Annotated in this window: 22 protein-coding genes and 1 riboswitch; of the genes, 6 read left to right on the plus strand and 16 right to left on the minus strand. The window is 71.7% G+C overall.

Annotation, left to right across the window (positions count from 1 at the left end):
- On the minus strand, positions 1–719 hold a 719-nt coding region (locus tag BLR02_RS11705; RefSeq protein WP_281201050.1), incomplete at its 3' end, for a Clp protease N-terminal domain-containing protein.
- A gap of 125 nt (positions 720–844) precedes the next feature.
- On the opposite strand from BLR02_RS11705, the gene BLR02_RS11710 reads away from it, so the two are divergent.
- On the plus strand, positions 845–1,615 hold the full coding sequence (locus BLR02_RS11710; protein ID WP_090663272.1) for an MOSC domain-containing protein: 771 nt from the start codon (positions 845–847) through the stop codon (positions 1,613–1,615).
- 234 nt (positions 1,616–1,849) lie between these two features.
- Here BLR02_RS11710 and thiC read toward each other — a convergent pair whose 3' ends face one another.
- The 5 genes from thiC to hisS all read right to left on the minus strand — a co-directional run bounded on the left by thiC (position 1,850) and on the right by hisS (position 7,807).
- Positions 1,850–3,667, minus strand: coding sequence for a phosphomethylpyrimidine synthase ThiC (gene thiC, locus BLR02_RS11715; protein ID WP_090564125.1), 1,818 nt, complete (start codon positions 3,665–3,667; stop codon positions 1,850–1,852).
- 73 nt (positions 3,668–3,740) lie between these two features.
- Positions 3,741–3,850, minus strand: a riboswitch (TPP riboswitch).
- 51 nt (positions 3,851–3,901) lie between these two features.
- Complete coding sequence (locus BLR02_RS11720; protein ID WP_090564122.1) at positions 3,902–4,402, minus strand: DUF4167 domain-containing protein; 501 nt, start codon at positions 4,400–4,402, stop codon at positions 3,902–3,904.
- Between the two features lie 245 nt (positions 4,403–4,647).
- Positions 4,648–5,511, minus strand: a complete 864-nt coding sequence (prmC, locus tag BLR02_RS11725; protein ID WP_090663274.1) for a peptide chain release factor N(5)-glutamine methyltransferase — start codon at positions 5,509–5,511, stop codon at positions 4,648–4,650.
- Positions 5,508–6,563, minus strand: a complete 1,056-nt coding sequence (gene prfA / locus BLR02_RS11730; protein ID WP_090663276.1) for a peptide chain release factor 1 — start codon at positions 6,561–6,563, stop codon at positions 5,508–5,510. The genes prmC and prfA overlap by 4 nt, the downstream gene beginning before the upstream one ends.
- Positions 6,560–7,807 (minus strand): histidine--tRNA ligase, encoded by a 1,248-nt coding sequence (hisS, locus tag BLR02_RS11735; protein WP_090663278.1) that lies wholly within the window; start codon positions 7,805–7,807, stop codon positions 6,560–6,562. The genes prfA and hisS overlap by 4 nt, the downstream gene beginning before the upstream one ends.
- A 115-nt stretch (positions 7,808–7,922) precedes the next feature.
- Here hisS and BLR02_RS11740 point away from each other — a divergent pair, with 115 nt between their 5' ends.
- Positions 7,923–8,504, plus strand: a complete 582-nt coding sequence (locus BLR02_RS11740; RefSeq protein WP_176849522.1) for a DUF4142 domain-containing protein — start codon at positions 7,923–7,925, stop codon at positions 8,502–8,504.
- A gap of 40 nt (positions 8,505–8,544) precedes the next feature.
- On the opposite strand, the gene BLR02_RS29460 is transcribed toward BLR02_RS11740, so the two are convergent.
- The 5 genes from BLR02_RS29460 to BLR02_RS11760 all read right to left on the minus strand — a co-directional run bounded on the left by BLR02_RS29460 (position 8,545) and on the right by BLR02_RS11760 (position 13,348).
- Positions 8,545–8,703, minus strand: a complete 159-nt coding sequence (locus tag BLR02_RS29460; protein WP_176849523.1) for a hypothetical protein — start codon at positions 8,701–8,703, stop codon at positions 8,545–8,547.
- Between the two features lie 2 nt (positions 8,704–8,705).
- Positions 8,706–9,836 carry a flavodoxin-dependent (E)-4-hydroxy-3-methylbut-2-enyl-diphosphate synthase gene (ispG, locus tag BLR02_RS11745; protein WP_090663282.1) on the minus strand — a complete coding sequence of 377 codons (1,131 nt, stop codon included), beginning with the start codon at positions 9,834–9,836 and terminating at the stop codon, positions 8,706–8,708.
- Between the two features lie 191 nt (positions 9,837–10,027).
- Positions 10,028–10,969 (minus strand): helix-turn-helix domain-containing protein, encoded by a 942-nt coding sequence (locus tag BLR02_RS11750; RefSeq protein ID WP_176849524.1) that lies wholly within the window; start codon positions 10,967–10,969, stop codon positions 10,028–10,030.
- 118 nt (positions 10,970–11,087) lie between these two features.
- The gene (locus BLR02_RS11755) at positions 11,088–12,125 is read right to left on the minus strand and encodes an NAD(P)H-dependent flavin oxidoreductase (protein ID WP_090663286.1); all 1,038 of its coding nucleotides are present in this window, start codon (positions 12,123–12,125) and stop codon (positions 11,088–11,090) included.
- The gene (locus BLR02_RS11760; RefSeq protein ID WP_090663489.1) at positions 12,125–13,348 is read right to left on the minus strand and encodes an aspartate kinase; all 1,224 of its coding nucleotides are present in this window, start codon (positions 13,346–13,348) and stop codon (positions 12,125–12,127) included. The genes BLR02_RS11755 and BLR02_RS11760 overlap by 1 nt, the downstream gene beginning before the upstream one ends.
- Before the next feature lie 107 nt (positions 13,349–13,455).
- Here BLR02_RS11760 and ubiG point away from each other — a divergent pair, with 107 nt between their 5' ends.
- On the plus strand, positions 13,456–14,160 hold the full coding sequence (ubiG, locus tag BLR02_RS11765) for a bifunctional 2-polyprenyl-6-hydroxyphenol methylase/3-demethylubiquinol 3-O-methyltransferase UbiG (RefSeq protein ID WP_090663287.1): 705 nt from the start codon (positions 13,456–13,458) through the stop codon (positions 14,158–14,160).
- Between the two features lie 3 nt (positions 14,161–14,163).
- Here the strand turns inward: ubiG and BLR02_RS11770 are convergent, their stop codons facing one another.
- From BLR02_RS11770 to BLR02_RS11790, 5 genes are all read right to left on the minus strand, one after another.
- Complete coding sequence (locus tag BLR02_RS11770; protein ID WP_090663289.1) at positions 14,164–14,634, minus strand: DUF1178 family protein; 471 nt, start codon at positions 14,632–14,634, stop codon at positions 14,164–14,166.
- Between the two features lie 88 nt (positions 14,635–14,722).
- Positions 14,723–14,983 (minus strand): glutaredoxin 3, encoded by a 261-nt coding sequence (gene grxC / locus BLR02_RS11775; RefSeq protein WP_090564102.1) that lies wholly within the window; start codon positions 14,981–14,983, stop codon positions 14,723–14,725.
- Positions 14,984–15,029: 46 nt separating this feature from the next.
- Positions 15,030–15,281, minus strand: coding sequence for a hypothetical protein (locus BLR02_RS11780; protein WP_090663291.1), 252 nt, complete (start codon positions 15,279–15,281; stop codon positions 15,030–15,032).
- Positions 15,282–15,332: 51 nt separating this feature from the next.
- On the minus strand, positions 15,333–16,091 hold the full coding sequence (locus BLR02_RS11785; protein ID WP_090663293.1) for a ComF family protein: 759 nt from the start codon (positions 16,089–16,091) through the stop codon (positions 15,333–15,335).
- 8 nt (positions 16,092–16,099) lie between these two features.
- Positions 16,100–17,686 carry a rhodanese-like domain-containing protein gene (locus BLR02_RS11790; protein WP_090663490.1) on the minus strand — a complete coding sequence of 529 codons (1,587 nt, stop codon included), beginning with the start codon at positions 17,684–17,686 and terminating at the stop codon, positions 16,100–16,102.
- Between the two features lie 94 nt (positions 17,687–17,780).
- Here BLR02_RS11790 and rlmB point away from each other — a divergent pair, with 94 nt between their 5' ends.
- The 3 genes from rlmB (at position 17,781) to BLR02_RS11805 (ending at position 19,714) form a co-directional block, all read left to right on the plus strand.
- Positions 17,781–18,587 (plus strand): 23S rRNA (guanosine(2251)-2'-O)-methyltransferase RlmB, encoded by an 807-nt coding sequence (gene rlmB / locus BLR02_RS11795; protein ID WP_090564096.1) that lies wholly within the window; start codon positions 17,781–17,783, stop codon positions 18,585–18,587.
- Between the two features lie 28 nt (positions 18,588–18,615).
- Positions 18,616–19,380: a 2-keto-4-pentenoate hydratase gene (locus BLR02_RS11800; protein ID WP_090663295.1), complete on the plus strand. Its 765-nt coding sequence runs from the start codon at positions 18,616–18,618 to the stop codon at positions 19,378–19,380.
- A gap of 106 nt (positions 19,381–19,486) precedes the next feature.
- Positions 19,487–19,714 (plus strand): hypothetical protein, encoded by a 228-nt coding sequence (locus tag BLR02_RS11805; RefSeq protein WP_090663297.1) that lies wholly within the window; start codon positions 19,487–19,489, stop codon positions 19,712–19,714.
- Positions 19,715–19,751: the final 37 nt, after the last annotated feature.

Consider the following 19,751-nt stretch of genomic DNA (forward strand, 5'->3'; position numbering starts at 1 on the left):
GCCATGACGCGCTTCGACTTCAGCGCCTCTGGCACGTCGCCCTTGACGATGCGAAGCGCGAGGCCCTCGACGATGGCGGTCTTGCCGACGCCGGGCTCGCCGATCAGCACCGGGTTGTTCTTGGTGCGGCGGGCGAGGACCTGGATGGCGCGGCGGATCTCCTCGTCGCGGCCGATGACCGGGTCGAGCTTGCCCTCGCGTGCGGCCTCGGTGATGTCGCGGGCGTATTTCTTCAGCGCGTCGAAGCTCTGCTCGGCGTTCTGGCTGTCGACCTTGCGACCCTTGCGGAGGTCGGTGACAGCGGCCTCCAGGCGCTGGGCATCTGCGCCGGCGCCCTTCAGCACGCGGCCCGCCGGGGTGTCGGAGGCGGCGAGCGCCACCAGCAGCCGGTCCTGCGCGACATACTCGTCGCCGGCCTTCTGCGCCTGCTGCTGGGCGGCATCCAGCACGCGGACGATGTCGGGGGTGAACTGGGGCTGGCCGGCGCCGCCGCCGGTGACTTTTGGCTGGCGGCTGATCTCAAGGTCGATGGCCTGCTTGGCGCGGGCGGCATCGCCGCCGGCGGCGCGGATCAGGCCCGCGGCCGCACCCTGTTCGTCATCGAGCAGCGCCTTCAGCAGGTGCTCCGCCGTGACGCGCTGGTGGTACTCTCGGATGGCAATGGTCTGGGCGGCCTGGAGAAAGCCGCGGGACCGTTCGGTGAATTTCTCAATGTCCATAGCGTTTGTCCCTCATCGAGGCGACGGAGGCCACCGCCCCTCAAGAGGCGACGACGGCATCCAGTTCGTCACAGGATGTGGTAATTCGCCTTGCGCGAGGTCAAGGGGCGGGAGAATTTATTCCGATGCGCGTCGAACATATCTACCGCTACCCGATCAAGGGCCTGACGGCCGAGGCCTTGGAGGAGGTGACCCTCAAGCCCGGCGAATGCCTGCCGCATGACCGGCGCTTCGCCCTGGCCCAGGGCGATGCCCCCTTCGATCCGGCGGCGCCGAGCTGGATGCAGAAGCGGCATTTCGGCTGCCTCATGGCGAATGCCAGGCTGGCCCTGCTGCACACGGCCTTCGACCCGCGAAGCGGGCAGCTGCTGATCCGCCCGCCGGAAGGGGAGCCGCTGGTGGGCGATACGCGGAGCGAGGCAGGCCGGGCGGAGATCGCCGCCTTCCTCACCCACTTCCTCGGCGAGGAGGCGCGGGGCGTGCCACGCTTCGTCGAGGCGCCGGGGCACAACTTCACCGATGTGGCGGCGAAATGCGTCTCGATCATCGGCCTCGCTTCCCTGCATGCGCTGGAGGAGGCGGCGGGGATGCGGCTCGATCCGCTGCGGTTCCGGGCGAATGTCTATGTCTCGGGCAGCCACCCTTGGGCGGAGTTCGACCTGGTCGGACAGGAGATCCAGCTCGGCGGGGCGCGGCTGCGGGTGTTCAAGCGGATCGTCCGCTGCCCGGCGACGGAGGTGAACCCGGAAACGGCGGAGCGGGATGCGAAGCCGCCCAAGGTGTTGCGGGAGGCGTTCGGCCATGCCGATCTCGGCGTCTATGCCGAGGTGATCGAGGGTGGGCGGCTGGCGGTGGGCGATGCGCTGGAGCCGCTGCAGGGGGACATGCTGCACTGACCGCGGCTCAAACCGCTTCAAACGGCATCAACCAGTGGCGGTCAGGGCATTGAATTCGTTCCCGTTTGGCCGGAAATTTCAAGCTTTTAGGGTTTGAGGCGCCTCCCTGGCCAGCCGCCGGACAAGGCGGTGCTGGAGGCAAATAATCCTAATCCTGTCCGCCGCCCGAAGGCAAGCGGACATGGACGGATAGGGAGCCGGGGAGACCACCGCCTCCCCGGCCTGTCTCCCGGCCTAGCGCGCCACGGGGGGGAGGTAGATCTCGCCCCCATTGCCGCGGAAGCGCTCGGACATCTCCTCCATGCCCTGCTGCGCCGCCTCGCGGACCTCCTGGCTGATCTTCATCGAGCAGAATTTGGGGCCGCACATGGAGCAGAAATGCGCCAGCTTGGCGCCCTCGGCCGGGAGGGTCTGGTCGTGGAAGCGCTCGGCCGTCTCCGGGTCGAGGCCGAGGTTGAACTGGTCGCGCCAGCGGAATTCGAAGCGGGCGCGGCTGAGGGCATCGTCGCGGAGCTTGGCGGCGGGGTGACCTTTCGCCAGGTCGGCGGCATGGGCGGCGATCTTGTAGGTGATGACGCCGGTCTTCACGTCGTCCCGGTCCGGCAGGCCAAGATGTTCCTTGGGCGTCACGTAGCAGAGCATGGCGCAGCCGAACCAGCCGATCATGGCGGCGCCGATGCCCGAGGTGATGTGGTCGTAGCCCGGAGCGATGTCGGTCGTGAGCGGGCCGAGGGTATAGAAGGGCGCCTCGCCGCAGACCTCGAGCTGCTTCTCCATGTTCACCTTGATCTTGTGCATCGGCACATGGCCGGGGCCCTCGATCATCACCTGCACGTCGCGCGCCCAGGCGATCCTGGTCAGCTCGCCCAGGGTCTCGAGCTCGGCGAACTGGGCGGCGTCGTTGGCATCGGCGATGGAGCCGGGGCGGAGGCCGTCGCCAAGCGAGAAGCTGACGTCATAGGCGCGCATGATCTCGCAGATCTCGGCGAAATGCGTGTAGAGGAAATTCTCCTGGTGATGCGCCAGGCACCACTTCGCCATGATCGAGCCGCCGCGGGAGACGATGCCGGTGACGCGCTTCGCGGTCAGCGGGATATAGGCGAGGCGGACGCCGGCATGGATGGTGAAGTAATCCACCCCCTGCTCGGCCTGCTCGATCAGCGTGTCGCGGAAAATCTCCCAGGTGAGGTCCTCCGCCTTGCCGCCGACCTTCTCCAGCGCCTGGTAGATGGGGACGGTGCCGATGGGGACGGGCGAGTTGCGGATGATCCATTCGCGCGTCGTGTGGATGTTGCGGCCGGTCGAGAGGTCCATCACCGTGTCGCCGCCCCAGCGGATGGCCCAGACGAGCTTGTCCACCTCCTGTGCGACGGAGGAGGCGACGGCGCTGTTGCCGATATTGGCGTTGATCTTCACCAGGAAATTGCGGCCGATCGCCATCGGCTCCGATTCCGGGTGGTTGATATTGGCGGGGATGATGGCGCGGCCGCGGGCGACCTCGTCGCGGACGAACTCCGCCGTCACGTAGTCGGGGATCTCGGCGCCGAAGCTCTCGCCATCGCGCTCGGCCGCCTCGCGCAGGCGGGCGCGGCCGAGATTCTCGCGGATGGCGACGTATTCCATCTCCGGCGTGACGATGCCGGCCCGGGCATAGGCGAGCTGGGTCGGCGCGGCGCCCGCGCGGGCCCGGAGCGGCTGGCGCTGGCCGCGATCGAAGACGGGGACGCGGCGGGCCTCGCCGGGCTTCAGCCCGTCATCCTCGGGCTTCGGGTCGCGGCCAGCATAGGCCTCGACATCGCCGCGGGCCTCGATCCAGGCGGCGCGGAGGCCAGGGAGGCCGCGGCGGATATCGGCCTGGTAGGTGGCATCGGTATAGGGGCCGGAGGTGTCGTAGACGCGGAGCGGCGGCTCCTTCGCCGAGGGGTCGAGCGCGATCTCGCGCATCGCCACCCGGATGCCGGGGTGGTGGGTGCCGGCGATGTGGATCTTGCGCGAGGCCGGCAACGGGCCGGTGGTGACCTCGAGGCTCTCGGTGGGGAAAATATCGGGCATCTTGGACCTCCTTCAGTGGAGATCCGGGTGGTGTGACGCGTGGGGCCGGGCCTGCCCCCGACATGGCTGGGGCGAAGCCCGCTCGTTCCGTTCCCTACGCCGGCATGACCCGGATCAGGTTCGAAGGGTCATGGCGGGCCCGCCATATCTCAGCCCCAGCCTGGGGCCCCCCTTGGAACAAGGGGGAGCCTGCGTCCGGTGGAGGGGACTGTCAATGCAGGGGATGCAAGCGGCTCAGGCCGGCTCGCGCGGCTGCTCGTCCTGGTCCTGGCTGGCCTCGGCCGGCTGGCCATTCGCGTAGGGCTGGCCATTGCCATTGCCCTGGCCGTTGAACTCGGACTGCTGGTCGCCCTGGTTCTCGCCGCCCTCGCCGCCCTGGTCCGGGCCATTCTGGTAGCGGCGGGGTGGCTGCTGGCCGCCCTGCTGCTGCTGGACCTGGTTCATGGCGTTGAGGATGCGGAAATAATGCTCCGCATGCTGGAAATAGCTCTCGGCCATCACCCGGTCGCCCGAGCCGGTCGCGTCGCGGCCGAGCTGGAGGTATTTCTCGAAAAGCTGCTGCGCGGTGCCGCGCAGGCGCATGTCCGGCCCGTTGGAGTCGAAGACATGGTTGCGGCTCATCGGCTGATGGGACGCGGGGCGGTACTGCCCGCCGCCGCCGCCACCACCGCCGCCACCGCCTCCGCCGCCCCCACCATGCCGGTGGCTGCGGCCGCGAATCCGTTTCATGTTCATCGGTATTGCGTCTGCCGTCTCGCAGCTGGGCCGCCCCGTCCTTGCCCGGCGCTCGGGCTGGATCGGCTGTGGCGGTCGATGTGGTTCAAAGCGCCGCGGACGCCATGCTGAGCACGACCACCCCACGGATTGGGGCCTACGCAGCCTGGGTCATGCCCGTCTGCTCACGAAGGCCTATCGCAAGCTAGTCGCTGTGGCCGCCGGCGCCAAACGGTTTTTTTGCAAAGCAGCGCGAGGGGAAGGCCTCAGCCGATGACCAGGGCGCGGTCCACGCCGCCGAGATCGGCCCGGCAGGCGAGCGGGGCGAGGCCGGCGGCGCGGGCCAGGGCCTCGACGGCCGGGCGCTGGCCCTGGCCGAGCTCCAGCACGGCGCGGCCGCCGGGGGCGAGGAGGCCGGGCAGGATCCTGGCCAGGTGGCGATAGGCGGCGAGGCCATCGGCGCCGCCATCGAGGGCCGAGGCGGGCTCATGCCGGGCGACGTCGGGCATGAGGCCGGCGATGGCACCGGTCTCGATATAGGGCGGGTTGGAGAGGATGAGGTCGAAGCGGCCGGCGATGGGCGCGGCCCAGTCGGCGGCGAGGAAGCGGGCACGGCCGGCGAGGCCGAGGCGGCGGGCATTCTCCTGCGCCAGGGCGGCGGCCTCGGGGATGCGGTCGATGCCGAGGCCGGTCGCCTGCGGATACTCCGTGAGGGCCGCCAGCAGCAGGCAGCCGGTGCCGGTGCCGAGATCGAGCAGGCGGAGCGGGGCCGCATGGTCGGGGCGGGCCTCCAGCGCGGCCTCGATCAGGCTCTCGGAATCGGCGCGGGGGATGAGGGTCGCCGGGGAGACGCGGAAGGGGAGCGACCAGAATTCCGCCTCGCCGAGGAGATGGGCGATGGGGGCATGGCCGAGGCGGCGGCGGAGGAGGCCGGCGAAGCGGGTGGCGGCCTCGGGCGGGACGGGCGCGCGGGGGTCGCGCAGCAGATCCTCCTGGCGGCAGGCGAGGCTATGGGCCAGCAGCAGCCGCGCCTCCTGCCGGGGCGCCTCGATGGCGGCGGCGCGCAGGGCCTGGCCGGCGCGGCAGAGGAAGAAGCCGACGGTGCCAGCGGGGTCGGGGCAGGCGCTCACTCCCCTTCGGCCGCGAGCCGGGCCGCCTCGTCCTCCTGGGTCAGGGCGTCGATGATCTCGTCGAAATCGCCGAGCATGACCTTGTCGATCTTGTGCAGGGTGAGGCCGATGCGGTGGTCGGTCACCCGGCCTTGCGGGAAATTATAGGTGCGGATGCGTTCGCTGCGGTCCCCGGTGCCGACCTGGGACTTGCGGTCGGCGGCGCGGCCCTCGGAGAGGCGGGCGCGCTGGGCCTCGTAAATGCGGGCGCGCAGCACCTTCATCGCCTTGGCGCGGTTCTTGTGCTGGCTGCGCTCCTCCTGCATCGCCACCACCGTGCCCGTCGGGATGTGGGTGATGCGGACGGCGCTGTCGGTCTTGTTGACGTGCTGGCCGCCAGCGCCGCTCGCCCGGTAGGTGTCGATGCGGAGGTCGCTGTCGTTGATCTGGACGTCCACCTCCTCCGCCTCCGGCATGATGGCGACCGTCACCGTGGAGGTGTGGATGCGGCCCTGCGTCTCGGTGGCGGGGACGCGCTGGACGCGGTGGACGCCGCTTTCATACTTGAAGCGGGCGAAGACGCCGGTGCCGGCGATCTCGGCCACGGCGCCCTTCACCCCGCCCAGCTCGCCCTCGTCGTATTCCAGCACCTCGAAGCGCCAGCGGCGGCCCTCGGCGTAGCGCTGGTAGGCGCGGAACAGCTCGGCGGCGAAGAGGGCGGCCTCGTCGCCGCCGGCGGCGGGGCGGATCTCGAGGATGGCGCTGCGCTCGTCGGCGCTGTCCTTCGGCAGGAGCATGAGGCGGACCTCGCGCTCCAGCCGGGGCACGGCCTCCTTCTGGGCGAGGTACTCATCCTCGGCCAGCTCGCGCAGCTCCGGGTCGCCGAGCATGGCCTCGGCCTCGTCGCGGGCGCGAATGGCGGCGCGGAGGGCCTCGACCCGCTCGACCAGCGGCTCCAGCTCCGACAGTTCCTTGGAGAGGGCACCGAACTGGCTGCCATCGGCGGTGGCGAGGAGGTGGCGGACCTCCTCGGCGCGGGTCAGGACGCGATCGAGTTTATCCGAGATGCTCATGCGAGGCGGCCGGGGATCTCCGCCAGCGGGACGGTCTGCTGGGTGCCGGCATCGAGGTCGCGGAGCTGGGCGGCGCCCTGCGCCAGCTCCTCCTCCCCGAGGATGACGGCGGCGCGGGCGCCGAGGCGGTTGGCGCGCTCCATCCGGCGCTTCAGGTTGCCCTTATAGGCGATCTCGGCGGTGACGCCGGCGCGGCGGAGCGATTGCAGCAGGGCCAGCGCCGGGGCCTCGGCGGCCTCGCCCACGGGGATGACGGCGACCTGGCGCGGGGCGGCGGGGGTAAGGCCACTGGCCTCGACCAGCAGGGCCAGGCGCTCGACGCCGGCGGCCCAGCCGACCGAGGGGGTGGGCGGCCCGCCCATCTCCTCGACCAGCCCGTTGTAGCGGCCGCCGCCCATCACCGTGCCCTGGGCGCCGAGCCGGTCGGTGACGAATTCGAAGGCGGTGTGGCTGTAGTAGTCGAGGCCGCGCACGATCCGCGCATTGATGCGGAAGGGCACGCCGAAGCTGGCCAGGTGGCGCTGGACGCCGGCGAAGAAGCCGGCGGCCTCGGGCGTCAGGTGATCGAAGATGGTCGGCGCGTCGGCGATGATGGCGCGGTCGCCGGCATCCTTGCTGTCGAGGATGCGCAGGGGGTTCCGCTCCAGCCGCATGCGGCTGTCGGCCGAGAGCCGGTCCTGGTGCGCGGTGAAGTAGCCGACCAGGGCGGCGCGGTAGGCGTCGCGGCTGGCGGCATCGCCGAGCGTGTTGATCTCGAGGACGGTGCCCTCGGTGATGCCGAGCTCCTGCTGGATGTGCCAGCCGCAGGCGATCACCTCCGCATCGGCCAGCGGCTCGGCGGCGCCCAGCACCTCGATGCCGATCTGGTGGAATTGCCGGTAGCGGCCCCGCTGGGGGCGCTCGTAGCGGAACATCGGGCCGGCATAGAAAACCTTGCGCGGCAGGTTCGCCTGGGTCAGCCCGTTCGAGACCAGGGCGCGGCAGACGCCGGCGGTGTTCTCCGGCCGCAGGGTGACGCTCTCCCCGCCACGGTCCTCGAAGCTGTACATCTCCTTCGAGACCACATCCGAGGTGTCGCCGAGGCCGCGGGCGAAGACGCGGGTGTCCTCGAAGATGGGCGTCGCCCATTCCTCGAAGCCGTAGAGCGTGGCGATCCGGCGCGCGACCTCGATGACGCGGTGGTGGCGCCTGAATTCCTCGCCGATCAGGTCATGGGTGCCGCGGGCGGGTTGCAGGGGGGTCATGGGGATGCCGGATAGCCCTCCGCCCCGCGCAGGGCAAGCGACGCGACGGAACGGTGCCGGTTCTCGGGCGCTGTTACATCGGCCCCCTGGGCGATTCACGGCAAGGAGAGACAGGATGAAACGCTTGATCTGGTCGGCGGCGCTGATGCCCGCCCTGCTCCTCGGCTGCGCGCAGACACAGCAGGCGGCGGATACCACCGTGGCGGCGGCGAAGGCGCAGGTGAACCCGACCCTCTCCACCACCGATGCCGGCTTCATGACGACCGCGACGCGGGGTGGCCTGGCCGAGGTGCAGATGGGCCAGCTGGCGCAACGGAACGGACGCTCGCCAGCGGTGAAGCGGTTCGGCGAGCGGATGGTGGCGGACCATTCGAAGACCAACCAGGAGATGCTGGCCCTTGCCCAGCAGAAGCAGATCACCCCGCCGGACAGCATGGGGGCGCAGCACCAGGCGATCTATGACCGGCTGGCAGGGCTGCGCGGCCGCGAATTCGACCGGGCCTATATCCAGGCGATGGTCGAGGATCACCGCGAGGATGTGCAGGCCTTCCAGACCGAGGCGCAGGACGGGACGGACCCGGATGTAAGGGCCTTCGCCCAGCGTCACCTGCCGGTGCTGCAGGAGCATCTGCGGATGGCGGAGCAGATGGAGGGGCGCGGGCCGGCAACCCGCGGGCACGCCCGGCACCACCAGTAGGGCACGATACGGGAGGGGTCTTGCCCCTCCCGAACTCCCGCTAGCGTGGCAGGTGATCCGCCACGGTCAGCGCCAGGAACAGCACCAGCTCCGCCAGCAGCATCCAGCCGAGGCGGCGAAGCTGGCGGGCCGGGTGGTCCGGCGGCTTCCCCTGGCCGAGCCGGCCGAGCAGCAGGGCGGAGAAGCCAAGGCCGTTCACCCCTATTCGGCCGCCAGCGCCGCCTTCTCGGCCGCCTCGGCGGCCTTGATCATCTCGACCCGGCGCTCCACCAGCTCGACCAGGTGGTCGACCATAGTGGCCTCGTCGATGGTGTGGTCGGTCTTGCCGGAGGCGTAGATCATGTGCCGCCCGGCGCCGCCGCCGGTCAGGCCGATATCGGTCATCAGCGCCTCGCCGGGCCCGTTCACCACGCAGCCGATGATGGAGAGCGTCACCGGCGTCTCGATATGGGCCAGCCGCTCCTCCAGCGTCTCCACCGTCTTGATCACGTTGAAGCCCTGCCGGGCGCAGGAGGGGCAGGAGATGATCTTCACGCCGCGATGGCGGATGCCGAGCGACTTCAGGATCTCCCAGCCGACATGCACCTCCTCCTCCGGCTCCGCCGAGAGGGAGACGCGGATCGTGTCGCCGATGCCGGCCCAGAGCAGGCTGCCGAGGCCGATGGCCGACTTCACCGTGCCGGTGCGCTTGCCGCCTGCCTCGGTGATGCCGATGTGCAGCGGATGGTCGCAGACCTCGGCCAGCTGCTGGTAGGCGGCGGCGGCAAGGAAGACGTCCGACGCCTTCACGCTGATCTTGAACTCGTGGAAGTCGTTGTCCTGCAGGTGGGCGGCATGCCAGAGCGCGCTCTCGACCAGGGCTTCCGGGTTGGGCTCCCCATATTTCTCCAGCAGGTGCTTCTCGAGCGACCCGGCATTGACGCCGATGCGGATGGAGCAGCCGTGGTCGCGGGCGGCCTTCACCACCTCCTTCACCCGGTCGGCGCTGCCGATATTGCCGGGGTTGATGCGGAGGCAGGCGGCGCCCGCCTGCGCCGCCTCGATGGCGCGGCGGTAGTGGAAGTGGATGTCGGCGACGATCGGGACATTCACCTCCCGCACGATCTCATGCAGGGCGGCGGTGCTCTCCGGCGTCGGGCAGGAGACGCGGACGATGTCGACGCCCGCCACCTCAGCGCGGCGGATCTGGGCGATGGTCGCCGCGGCATCCTCGGTCGGGGTGTTGGTCATGGTCTGGACGGTGATCGGGGCGTCGCCGCCGACCGGCACCTTGCCCACCATGATCTGGCGCGACTTGCGCCGGGTGATCATCTGGTACGGGCGATAGCTCATGCGGTGAAATCCCGATTGGGTTCTGGTGTCCTGATCCCGAAATCCTGCGGATTTCGCTTTCCGGCCACCAGCCTTTGTTTTCACTGGCCTGCTTATCCGCGAGGCTCGTGAGTTACTCACGAGCCTCGCGGGCAGGACACTGGCGGCCAATATGGCAGCCCGGGCGCCGATGCCCAAGCCGCGGGCCGGCGTTATTGGGCCGGGCGCGGCGCCGGGGCGGCGGGCGGCCCGGAGGGGGCGGCGAGAGGCTGGCCGGATTTCAGCCGGTCCGGCTCCAGCAGCAGGTCGCGGCGGACGGCCTGGGCGCCGCCGAGGGCGGGCACGGGCTGGCCATCCACCAGGATATCGAGGCCGCCGGCATTGCCGGTGCTGAAGAGCAGCCCCTCCCGCGGCGGCACGGTATAGCTCTCGCCCGGGCGGAGGACACGGTTGACGATCACCGTGCCCGAGGCCCGGTCGCGGAGCTGGACCCAGGATTCGGCCCTGGCGCGCAGCACCACGCGGCCTTCCGGCGCGGCGGCGGCCGGGACGGGGGCGGCGGGCGCCGCGGGTGGCGCCGGGGCGGCCTGGGGCGGGGCCGGCGGGGGTGTCGGCGGGACGATTGCGGCCTGGGCGTTCACCGGCGAGGAGGGCGGGGGCGGTGGGGCGGCCTCGCGGGCCGCCTGCTCGATCCGGGCCGGGACGGGCGGCACGGTATCCACCACCCGGTTGCCGCTGCCGGACCATTGGTACCAGCCGATATAGGCGCCGAGCGCCAGCATCGCGCCGACCAGGATCACCGCCCCGGCGGGCAGGCCGCGTTCCGGCACCGGCTCGGGGAAGACGAGATCGGTCTTGCGCTGCACGACCGGGCCGCTCGCCTCGCGGAAGCGGCGCACGATCTCGTCCTCGTCGAGGCCGAGGGCGCGGGCATAGCTGCGGACGAAGCCGAGAGCATAGGCCGGGGCCGGCAGGTCGCGCACCCTGCCCTCCTCCAGCGCCACCAGATGGGGGCGCCGGATACGGAGGGAGGCGGCGACGTCCTCGATGGAAAGGCCGAGGGTGGTGCGTGCCTCGCGCAACTCCTCGCCCAGCCGGGCGGCCTCGCCTGCGGAGGGTTCGGGTCGGGTGGGGCGCTTCATGTCGTCGAACACGTTTCCGGCATGTAGACCCTTGCCGCCGGGGCGGCAAACCGAATCGCACCGCCGGGCGGGCATGTCATCGGCTTGTCACCCCGCGCGATGCGGGGATGTCACGCCGGGCGGGGGCCTGTCAGGCCGCCCGGCGGGCGAGCGCGGCGGCGGCCTGGCCGACCAGCTCGGCGATGATATCGGCGGCAGGGGCCTCGCGATCCACCATGCCGACGGACTGGCCGGCCATCAGGCTGCCATTCTCCACATCGCCATCGATGACGGCGCGGCGGAGGGCGCCGGCCCAGAAATGCTCGATGTCGAGCTGGGCGGCCTCCTTGCTCAGCTCGCCGGCCTGGAATTTCGCCAGCACCTCGGCCTGATGGGCCATGAAGCGCTTGGTGCCGGCATTCACCAGGGCGCGGACCGGGATGACCGGGAAGCGCTCGTCGATCTGCAGCGTCGGCACGGCGTCGCGCGCCGCGCCGCGGAGGAAGGCGCGCTTGAAGAGCGGATGGGCGATGCTCTCGGCCGCGCAGACGAAGCGGGTGCCGAGCTGGGCGCCGGCGGCGCCCATCTCCAGGTAGGAGAGCATGGCCTCGCCGCGGCCGATGCCGCCCGCCACGAAGACCGGGACCTCGGCGGCCATGGTGGGCAGGATCTCCTGCGCCAGGACGTTGAGCGAGACGGGGCCGATATGGCCGCCGGCCTCGGAGCCCTCGATGACGAGGGCGTCGGCCCCCGACCGGACCAGCTTCTTCGCCAGGGCCAGCGCCGGGGCGAAGCAGACCACCTTGGCGCCGCCCTCCTTCGCCCGCTTGATGGCGGAGCCGGGCGGGATGCCGCCGGCGAAGACGATATGGCCGACCCGCGCCTCGAGGCAGGTCTCGACCAGCGCCTCGAGGCGGGGGTGCATGGTGATGAGGTTCACGCCGAAGGGGCGGCGGGTCAGCGCCTGGGTGCCGGCGATCTCCTGTGCCAGGCGGTCCGGCTCCATCGCGCCGCAGGCGATGACGCCGAAGGCCCCGGCATTGGAGAGGGCGGCGACGAGGTTGCGTTCGCTGACCCAGGACATGGCGCCGCCGAGGATGGCGTAGCGGCTGCCGAGGAAGGCGGCGCCGCGGGCCATCAGCCGGTCGAGCCCGGCCATGCCCGGCGCGAGGGGGGTGGTGCCGTCCATCAGGCGGGGCCGTCCAGGCCATAGGCGGTGTGCAGGGCGCGCACCGCGAGCTCGGTATAGTCGGCACCGACCAGGACGCTCACCTTGATCTCGCTGGTCGAGATGACCTGGATGTTGATGCCCTTCTCGGCCAGCGCGCCGAACATGGTGTTGGCAACGCCCGCATGGCTGCGCATGCCGACGCCGACGACGCTGATCTTGGCGACGTTCGGGTCGGCGACCAGGCTCTCGAAGCCCATCTCGGCCCGGGCCTTCTCGAGCACGTCCTGGGCGCGGGCGAGGTCGGCCTTGCCGACGGTGAAGGTCATGTCCGTCGTGCCGTCGGCGCCGATGTTCTGGACGATCATGTCCACGTTGACGTTCGCCTTCGCCAAGGTGCCGAAGACATTGGCGGCGACGCCCGGCCGGTCCGGCACGCGCCTGAGCGTCACCTTGGCGTCGTCACGGGAATAGGCGATGCCGCTCACGACCGGCTGTTCCACGATCTCGTCCTCATCCACCACCAGGGAACCTGGCTTGTCCTCGAAACTGGAGAGCACCTGCACCCGCACGCGCTGCTTCATCGCCAGCTCGACCGAGCGGGTCTGCAGCACCTTGGCACCCACCGAGGCAAGTTCCAGCATCTCCTCGTAGGAAATGCGCTCCAGCTTGCGGGCGCGGGGGACGATGCGGGGGTCGGTGGTGTAGATTCCGTCGACATCGGTATAGATGTCGCACCGGTCCGCCTTCACCGCGGCGGCGATGGCGACGGCCGAGAGGTCGGAGCCGCCGCGGCCGAGGGTGGTGACGCGGTTGCGCACCGGCTCCAGCCCCTGGAAGCCGGCGATGACGGGGACCTGGCCGGAGCGCATCCGCTCGATCAGCAGGGAGCCGTCGATGCTCTCGACCCGGGCCTTGCCATGGGCGGCATCGGTGATGATCGGCACCTGCCAGCCCTGCCAGGACCGGGCATCGACGCCGATGGTCTGCAAGGCGATGGCAAGGAGCCCGATCGTCACCTGCTCGCCGGTGGCGACGACGGTGTCGTATTCCCGCGCGTCATGGAGCGGGGAGAGCTCCTGGCACCACTTGACCAGCTGGTTCGTCACGCCGGACATGGCGGAGACCACCACGGCAACCTCGTTGCCCGCCTCCACCTCGCGCTGGACGCGGCGGGCGACGTTGCGGATACGGTCGAGATCGGCGACGGAGGTGCCGCCGAACTTCATCACGATACGGGCCATGGCGGGGCGTTCGGTCCGGAAAAAGGCCTCTGCGGCGGTTGCGGCCGCGGGAAAGCCGGCACAGATACCGATCCGGCCCACGGGCTGCAACCGGAAGAGGATGGCGCATGCCGGGACCCGGAACCGCGATCAGCGCAGAGATCGCCAAATTCGACCGGCTGGCGGCGCAATGGTGGGACCCCAAGGGCCCGATGGCGCCGCTGCATGCCATGAACCCGGCGCGGATGGGCTGGATCATCGAGCGTCTCGCCAAGGGGCGCCCGAACCGGCTGGACGGGCTGCGCGTGCTCGATGTCGGCTGCGGCGCGGGGCTGGCCAGCGAGGCGCTGGCGCGGGCCGGGGCACGGGTGACGGGGCTGGATGCGGCGGTGGGCGCGCTCGGCGCGGCGCGGGCCCATGCCGCCGGCCAGGGCCTCGACATCGACTATCGGGAGGGGATGCCGGAGACGCTGGAGGAGAGCGGCTTCGATGCCGTCGTCGCGCTCGAGGTGATCGAGCATGTGGCGGACCGGGAGGCCTTCTGCCGGCAATTGGCGCGGCTGGTGAAGCCGGGCGGGCCGGTCTTCCTCTCGACGCTCAACCGCACGCCGCGCTCCTTCCTGATGGCGAAGCTCGGGGCGGAGTACCTGCTGCGGCTGCTGCCGGTCGGCACGCATGACTGGCGGATGTTCGTCCGCCCGGGCGAGCTCGGCGCCGACCTGCGGGCGGCGGGGCTGCGCGTGGCCGACATCGCCGGGCTCTCGATGGGGCCCGGCGGGGGCTGGCGGGTCAGCCGCGACGTGGGCGTCAACTACATCGTCATGGCGCGCTAAAGGCTAGTCGGCCAGCGGCACCCAGGGGATCCGGGCGACCTCGATGCCCTCCTCGCGCAGCGCCTCGGCATCGGCCTCGGAGGCCTCGCCATAGATGCCGGGGCGCTCGCTCTCGCCGCGATGGATCTTCCGCGCCTCCTCGGCGAAGTCGCGGCCGACATAGTCGCATTTCTTCTCGACCTCGGCGCGGACGCGCTGGAGAAGGGCGACCATCTGGGCCGGGATCGGCGGTGGCGGCGGGGCGGCGGGGGCCGCCGGGGGCTGGGCGGCGGCCTCGGGCGGCGGCGCCTCCTTGGCACGGATCCGGCCCTTCTTCGGGATGGCGGGGGCCATCAGCCGCTTGCTGACATCCTTCGAGCCACAGACCGGGCATTCGACGAAGCCCGCCCTGGCCTGGCTGGCGAAGGCCTCGCTGTCCTTGAACCAGCTGTCGAAGTCATGGCCTGCACCGCAGCGCAGATCGTAATGGATCATCCCCGCTCATCCCTGGCCCCGCGATATCCCGCGGCCTGGCCCATCCCATAAGTTTGGCACTCTTCCCCGGTGAGTGCCAAGCGCCGGCTCAGGCGGCAGCCAGCAGCGGGTCCAGCTTGCCGGTGCGGTCGAGTGCGGTGAGGTCGTCCGACCCGCCGATCGGCTTCCCGTCGATGAAGATCTGCGGGACGGTGGTGCGGCCGCCGGAACGGGCGATCGCGTCCTTCCGCGCCTGGGAACCGGTGGGAGCGTCGATCTCCTCGAACGCCACGCCCTTCTTGTCGAGCAGCGCCTTGGCGCGGTCGCAATAGGGGCAGAACAGGATGGTGTAGATTTCGACCTTGGGCATGGCATGGAGCTTGGCAGCCGACCCTCGCCGGTCAAGGGCCCCTGGTTCAAGGTCCCGGCAGGATGGCGAAGCTGAGCAGGATGGCGGCCGGGGCGAAGACCAGGGCCAGGGCCAGGGCGAAATCGCGCAGGTCGATCTCATCCTCGGTGTTGCGGAGGGTGGCCGGGCGCGGCTCGACCACCGGCTCCGGCGCGATGCGGCGGCTGGAGATGGGATGCCGGGGCGGGGCCGGGATGGTGAAGGGACAGGGCTCCGCCGCCGGCTGTTCAGGGGGGGTGGGCTCGGAGGTCTCGGGCATATTGCCGCATCCTTCCGTTCTGGGGGACACGGGGAGCCTCGCCGATTCGGGTTAAGCCCCGGTTATCGCATTCTCGATACGCGGATCAGGAACGCGTGCGGCGGCCAGCACCTCCACCGCCGCGGCACCGCCGGCCAGCAGCAGCCGGGCGCAGGCCTCCGTGGTGGCGCCGGAGGTCAGCACGTCATCCACCAGCAGCACGCGGCGGCCGGCGATGCGGGCGGGGGTGCCACGGCCGAGGGCGAAGGCGCCCTCCAGCGCCGCCTCCCGCTCGGCGGCGCCCAGCTCGCCGAGCGGCACCGTGCGGCGGATGCGACGCAGCAGGCGGGGCGCATAGGGCTTGCCGGAGAGGCGGGCCAGCCGGGCGGCGAGCAGCCCGGCCTGGTTGTAGCGGCGGGCGAGCTGGCGGCGCCAATGCAGCGGCACCGGGGCGATGAGCTCGGCGCGGTCCAGCAGGGCGGCGCCGGCGCGGGCCATGTGGCGGGCGAGCGGGCCGGCGAGCTCCGTCCGGTCGGCATATTTGAAGGGCAGCAGCAGGCGCTGGGCGCCGGCATCGTAGCGCAGCGCGGCGCGGGCGGCGGCGAAGGCCGGCGGCCTCGCCCGGCAGGCGGGGCAGAGCGGGCCCATCGCCGCCTGGCGGAAGGGCACGCCGCAATGCTCGCAGAGCGGGGCGGTGAGGAAGGAAAGCCCGCTGAAGCAGGCGCCGCAAAGCGTGCCCTGCTGGCCGACCTCCGCCTCGCAGGTAAGGCAGTGGGGCGGCAGCACGGCATCCAGCAGGCGGGTGCCGAGGCGGGCGAGCGCGCCGCTCACGACTGGGTTCACACCTGGCCGAAGCGGGCGTCGCCGTCGCGGGCCACCTCATGCACCAGGTCGATCTCCCAGGAGAGGTACTCATGCATGGCCGCCTCGACGCCCTCGTTGCGGTCATAGGGGCGGAGATAGGTGTCGATGCAGTCCGCATCCTCGGGCGTGCGGCGGTTGGCGGCGAGCGGCAGCCCGGCCTCGCGCCAGGCGGCGAGGCCGCCGGCCAGCAGCCGCACCGGGGCGGCGACCAGCGCCTGCAGCTCGGGGATGGCGAGGCGGGCGGTGGCCTCATCGGGCGCTGCGACGACCACCGGGCGGTCCCCGGCGAGGCGGGGGGCGAGCGCCGAGAGGCGGGTGCGGACGCCCCAGAGGGCGCCCGGGATATGCGCCTCGCGGAAATCGATGGAGCGGGAGAGCTGGACGACCCGGGCACCCCCCTCGTCCAGCAGGCCAGCGAGCTCGGCGGGGGTGACGGCCTCCGGGCGGATGGCATCGGCCTCCGGGCATGCGGGGCGCCAGGGGCCGGTCTCGAGCGGCCCGGCGAGCCCATCCTCCAGCACATGGACCTCCCACTGGCCAAGCTGGCGGAGCCAGCCGCCCGTCATGCGGGCGCGGACGCCGGTATCGTCCACCAGGACGATGCGGGCACCGCGGACGGCGACCCATTGGTCGGTCGCCTGGACCAGCTGGCCGCCGGGGGCGCTGCGGCTGCCGGGCAGGTGGCCGGCGGCGTATTCGGCCGGGTCCCGCACATCGAGCAGGTAGGTGGTGCGGCTGGTATCGGCCAGCAGCCCGGGCAGGCCGGCGCGGTCCAGGCTGCGCACCCCGGCGCGGGCGGCGAAATCCGTGGCGCGGGCGAGTGCCGTCGGCAGGCTGCCGGGCGTGCCGGCGGGGTAGCTGTCGGTCCGGCCGGTCTCGCAGGCGAAGCCGGCCAGCTCCCAGCCCATGGTGCCGTTGCGGAGCGCCACGACCTTGTTCGGCAGGCCGGCGCTGCGGAGGCTCTCGGCGCCCATGATGCTGCGGGTGCGGCCGGCGCAATTCACCACGATGGTGGTGGCCGGGTCCGGCGCGATCTCGCCGATGCGGTAGACCAGCTCGCCACCCGGCACGTCGATGGCGCCGGGGATCGACATGCGGCGGAACTCGTCCATCGGGCGGCTGTCGAGGATGACCATGGGCTCGCCCGAGGCGCGCATCGCCTGCAGCTCGGCCGGGTCGATGGAGGGGGTGTGGTAATGGTGCTCCACCCATTCGCCGAAGGCCTTGGAGGGCACGTTGACGCCGGAGAAGAGGACATAGCCGGCCGCCGCCCAGGCCGGGGTGCCGCCCTCCATCACCGAGACATCGGTGCAGCCGATACCCTCCAGATAGACGGCGAGCCGTTCGGCGAGGCCGCCCTCTCCGCCATCGACACAGGCGATGCGGGTGCCGGGGCGCGGCAGGATGGCGCGGGCCCGCTGCTCGGCGCGGGAAAGGCCGCAGGGATTGGCCCAGAACAGGTGCGAGCGGCCGAATTCGCCATCCTCGCGCGCATCGAGGATGGCGAGCTCCGCGCCATCGCCGATCCAGGATTTGAGGGTGGCGGGCGTAATCCTCTGCATGCGCGGCATTCCTGATCCCGGCGCGGAGGGTATGGCGCCGGCCAGAGGACAGCAACCATGTGGACAGCGGGGCGGGCGCGGGCCAAATGACCGGATGCGCCGATCGAGCCCGCCCTCCCCCTCCCCCCGCCGCCCGTCCCAGCCGGAGGCGCGCGGCGGGGCCCGCGGTGAAAGTCGGGGCGAGGCCGGCGGGACCCTCTGGCTCTACGGGCTGCATGCGGTGGCGGCGGCGCTTGCCAACCCGGCGCGGCGGCTGAAGCGGCTGCTGGCGACGGAGGAGGCGGAGGAGGCGCTGGCCGCCCGGCTCGGCGAGCGCTGGCGCATCACGCCGGAGCGGGTGGAGCGCGGGCGGTTCGGCACCTTCCTGCCGGAGGATGCGGTGCACCAGGGCGCCGCGTTGCTGGTCGAGCCGCTGCCGAACCTGACGCTCGACCGCGCGGTGGAGCATGGGCCGGGGCCGGTGCTGGTGCTCGACCAGGTGACGGACCCGAGGAATATCGGCGCCATCCTGCGCTCGGCCGCGGCCTTCGGTGCGGCGGCGCTGGTGATGCAGGACCGGCATGCGCCGCCGGAGACGGGGGCGCTGGCGCGGGCTGCCTCCGGCGCGCTCGAGATCGTGCCGGTGGTGCGGGTGGTGAACCTGTCGCGGGCACTGGACGAGCTGAAGAAGGCCGGGCTCTGGGTGGTCGGGCTGGACGGCGCGGCGCCGGTGACGCTGGCGCAATCGGGGCTTGGCGGGCGGCGGGTGGCGCTGGTGCTGGGCGCCGAGGGCGACGGCATGCGCCGGCTGACGCGGGAGGGCTGCGACGAGCTCTGCCGCCTGCCGATCGCGCCGGAGATGGAAAGCCTCAATGTCTCGGCCGCGGCGGCGGTGGCGCTGTACGAGCTGGGGCGGAGCTGACGCAAACCCCGAAGGGGAGGAACCAGGCATGGACGCTGCGGTGGAGGCAATCCTCGAGGCGAGGCGGGCGCGGCGGGTGCTGGCGCCGCTCGGCACCAGCGCGCCGGCCGATGAGGCGGCGGGCTATGCGCTGCAGCGCAAGGTGGCCGAGGGGCTGGGTGCCGTGCCGCCGGCCGGCTTCAAGATCGGCGCCACCACGCGGCAGATGCAGGAGTATCTCGGCTTGGCCGGGCCGGCGGCCGGCTTCGTGCCGCAGGGCAGCCTCAACCCCGGTGGCGCCGGGTTCCGCTTCGCCGATTTCCTCAACCCCGGCGTCGAATGCGAGATCGGCGTGCGCCTCGGCCGCGACCTGCCGGCGGGCCCCTGCACGCGGGAGGCCGCGGCCGAGGCGGTCGCCGAGGTCTTCCCGGCGATCGAGATCGTCGAGCGGCGCTATGGCGATCTCGGCGAGCTCGGCACGCCGACCCTGATCGCGGACCAGGTCTTCCATGCCTCGGGGGTGCTCGGCGCGCCGGCCGAGGGGTGGCGGGGGCTCGACCTCGCGGCGGTGCAGGGCGTCTTCCATGTCGGCGGCCGGGTAGTGGGGTCCGGCCATGGGCGGGACCTGCTCGGCCATCCCTTCGCGGCGCTGGCCTGGCTGGCGGGCTCCGGCGCGGCCCGGGAATTCGGCGGGCTGCGGGCGGGCCAGGTGGTCTGGCTCGGCTCGGTGACGCCGCCGATCTGGCTGGAGGGGCCTGGCGAGGTGGTGGCCGAGTTCGGCCCGCTGGGGGCCGTGCGGCTCCGCTTCCTGTGACGGCGCCGCTAAGGAAGAATTAGGGGGCGGGTGCGAAGATTGCGGGGCCACCATGAGGTGGCTGTGATGACCTCCGCCAGAAGGGCGTCAGGGATCGGGAAATCCTATGCCCCCCGCCGACTGGAATCTGCTGACCGAGGATCTGCAGCTCGCGCTTTCGCGCGAAGCGCTGCGCCGTGCGACCGAGACGCTGGCCGAGCATGCGAGGCTGCTGGCGCTGGAGATGGAGCACGGCACGTTGAGCGACCGCGGCGGGCCGGAGGCGCTGCGCCTCTTCGCCGCGGTGGTGACGGCGACCAGCCAGGATGCCTTCGGGCCGATCGGCCATGCCTGAGGCGATGGTTGCGATGGCGGCCGGCCCGGATTAAGGC

The sequence above is a fragment of the Belnapia rosea genome (genome assembly GCF_900101615.1).
In the GTDB taxonomy this organism is placed as follows: Bacteria; Pseudomonadota; Alphaproteobacteria; order Acetobacterales; family Acetobacteraceae; genus Belnapia; species Belnapia rosea.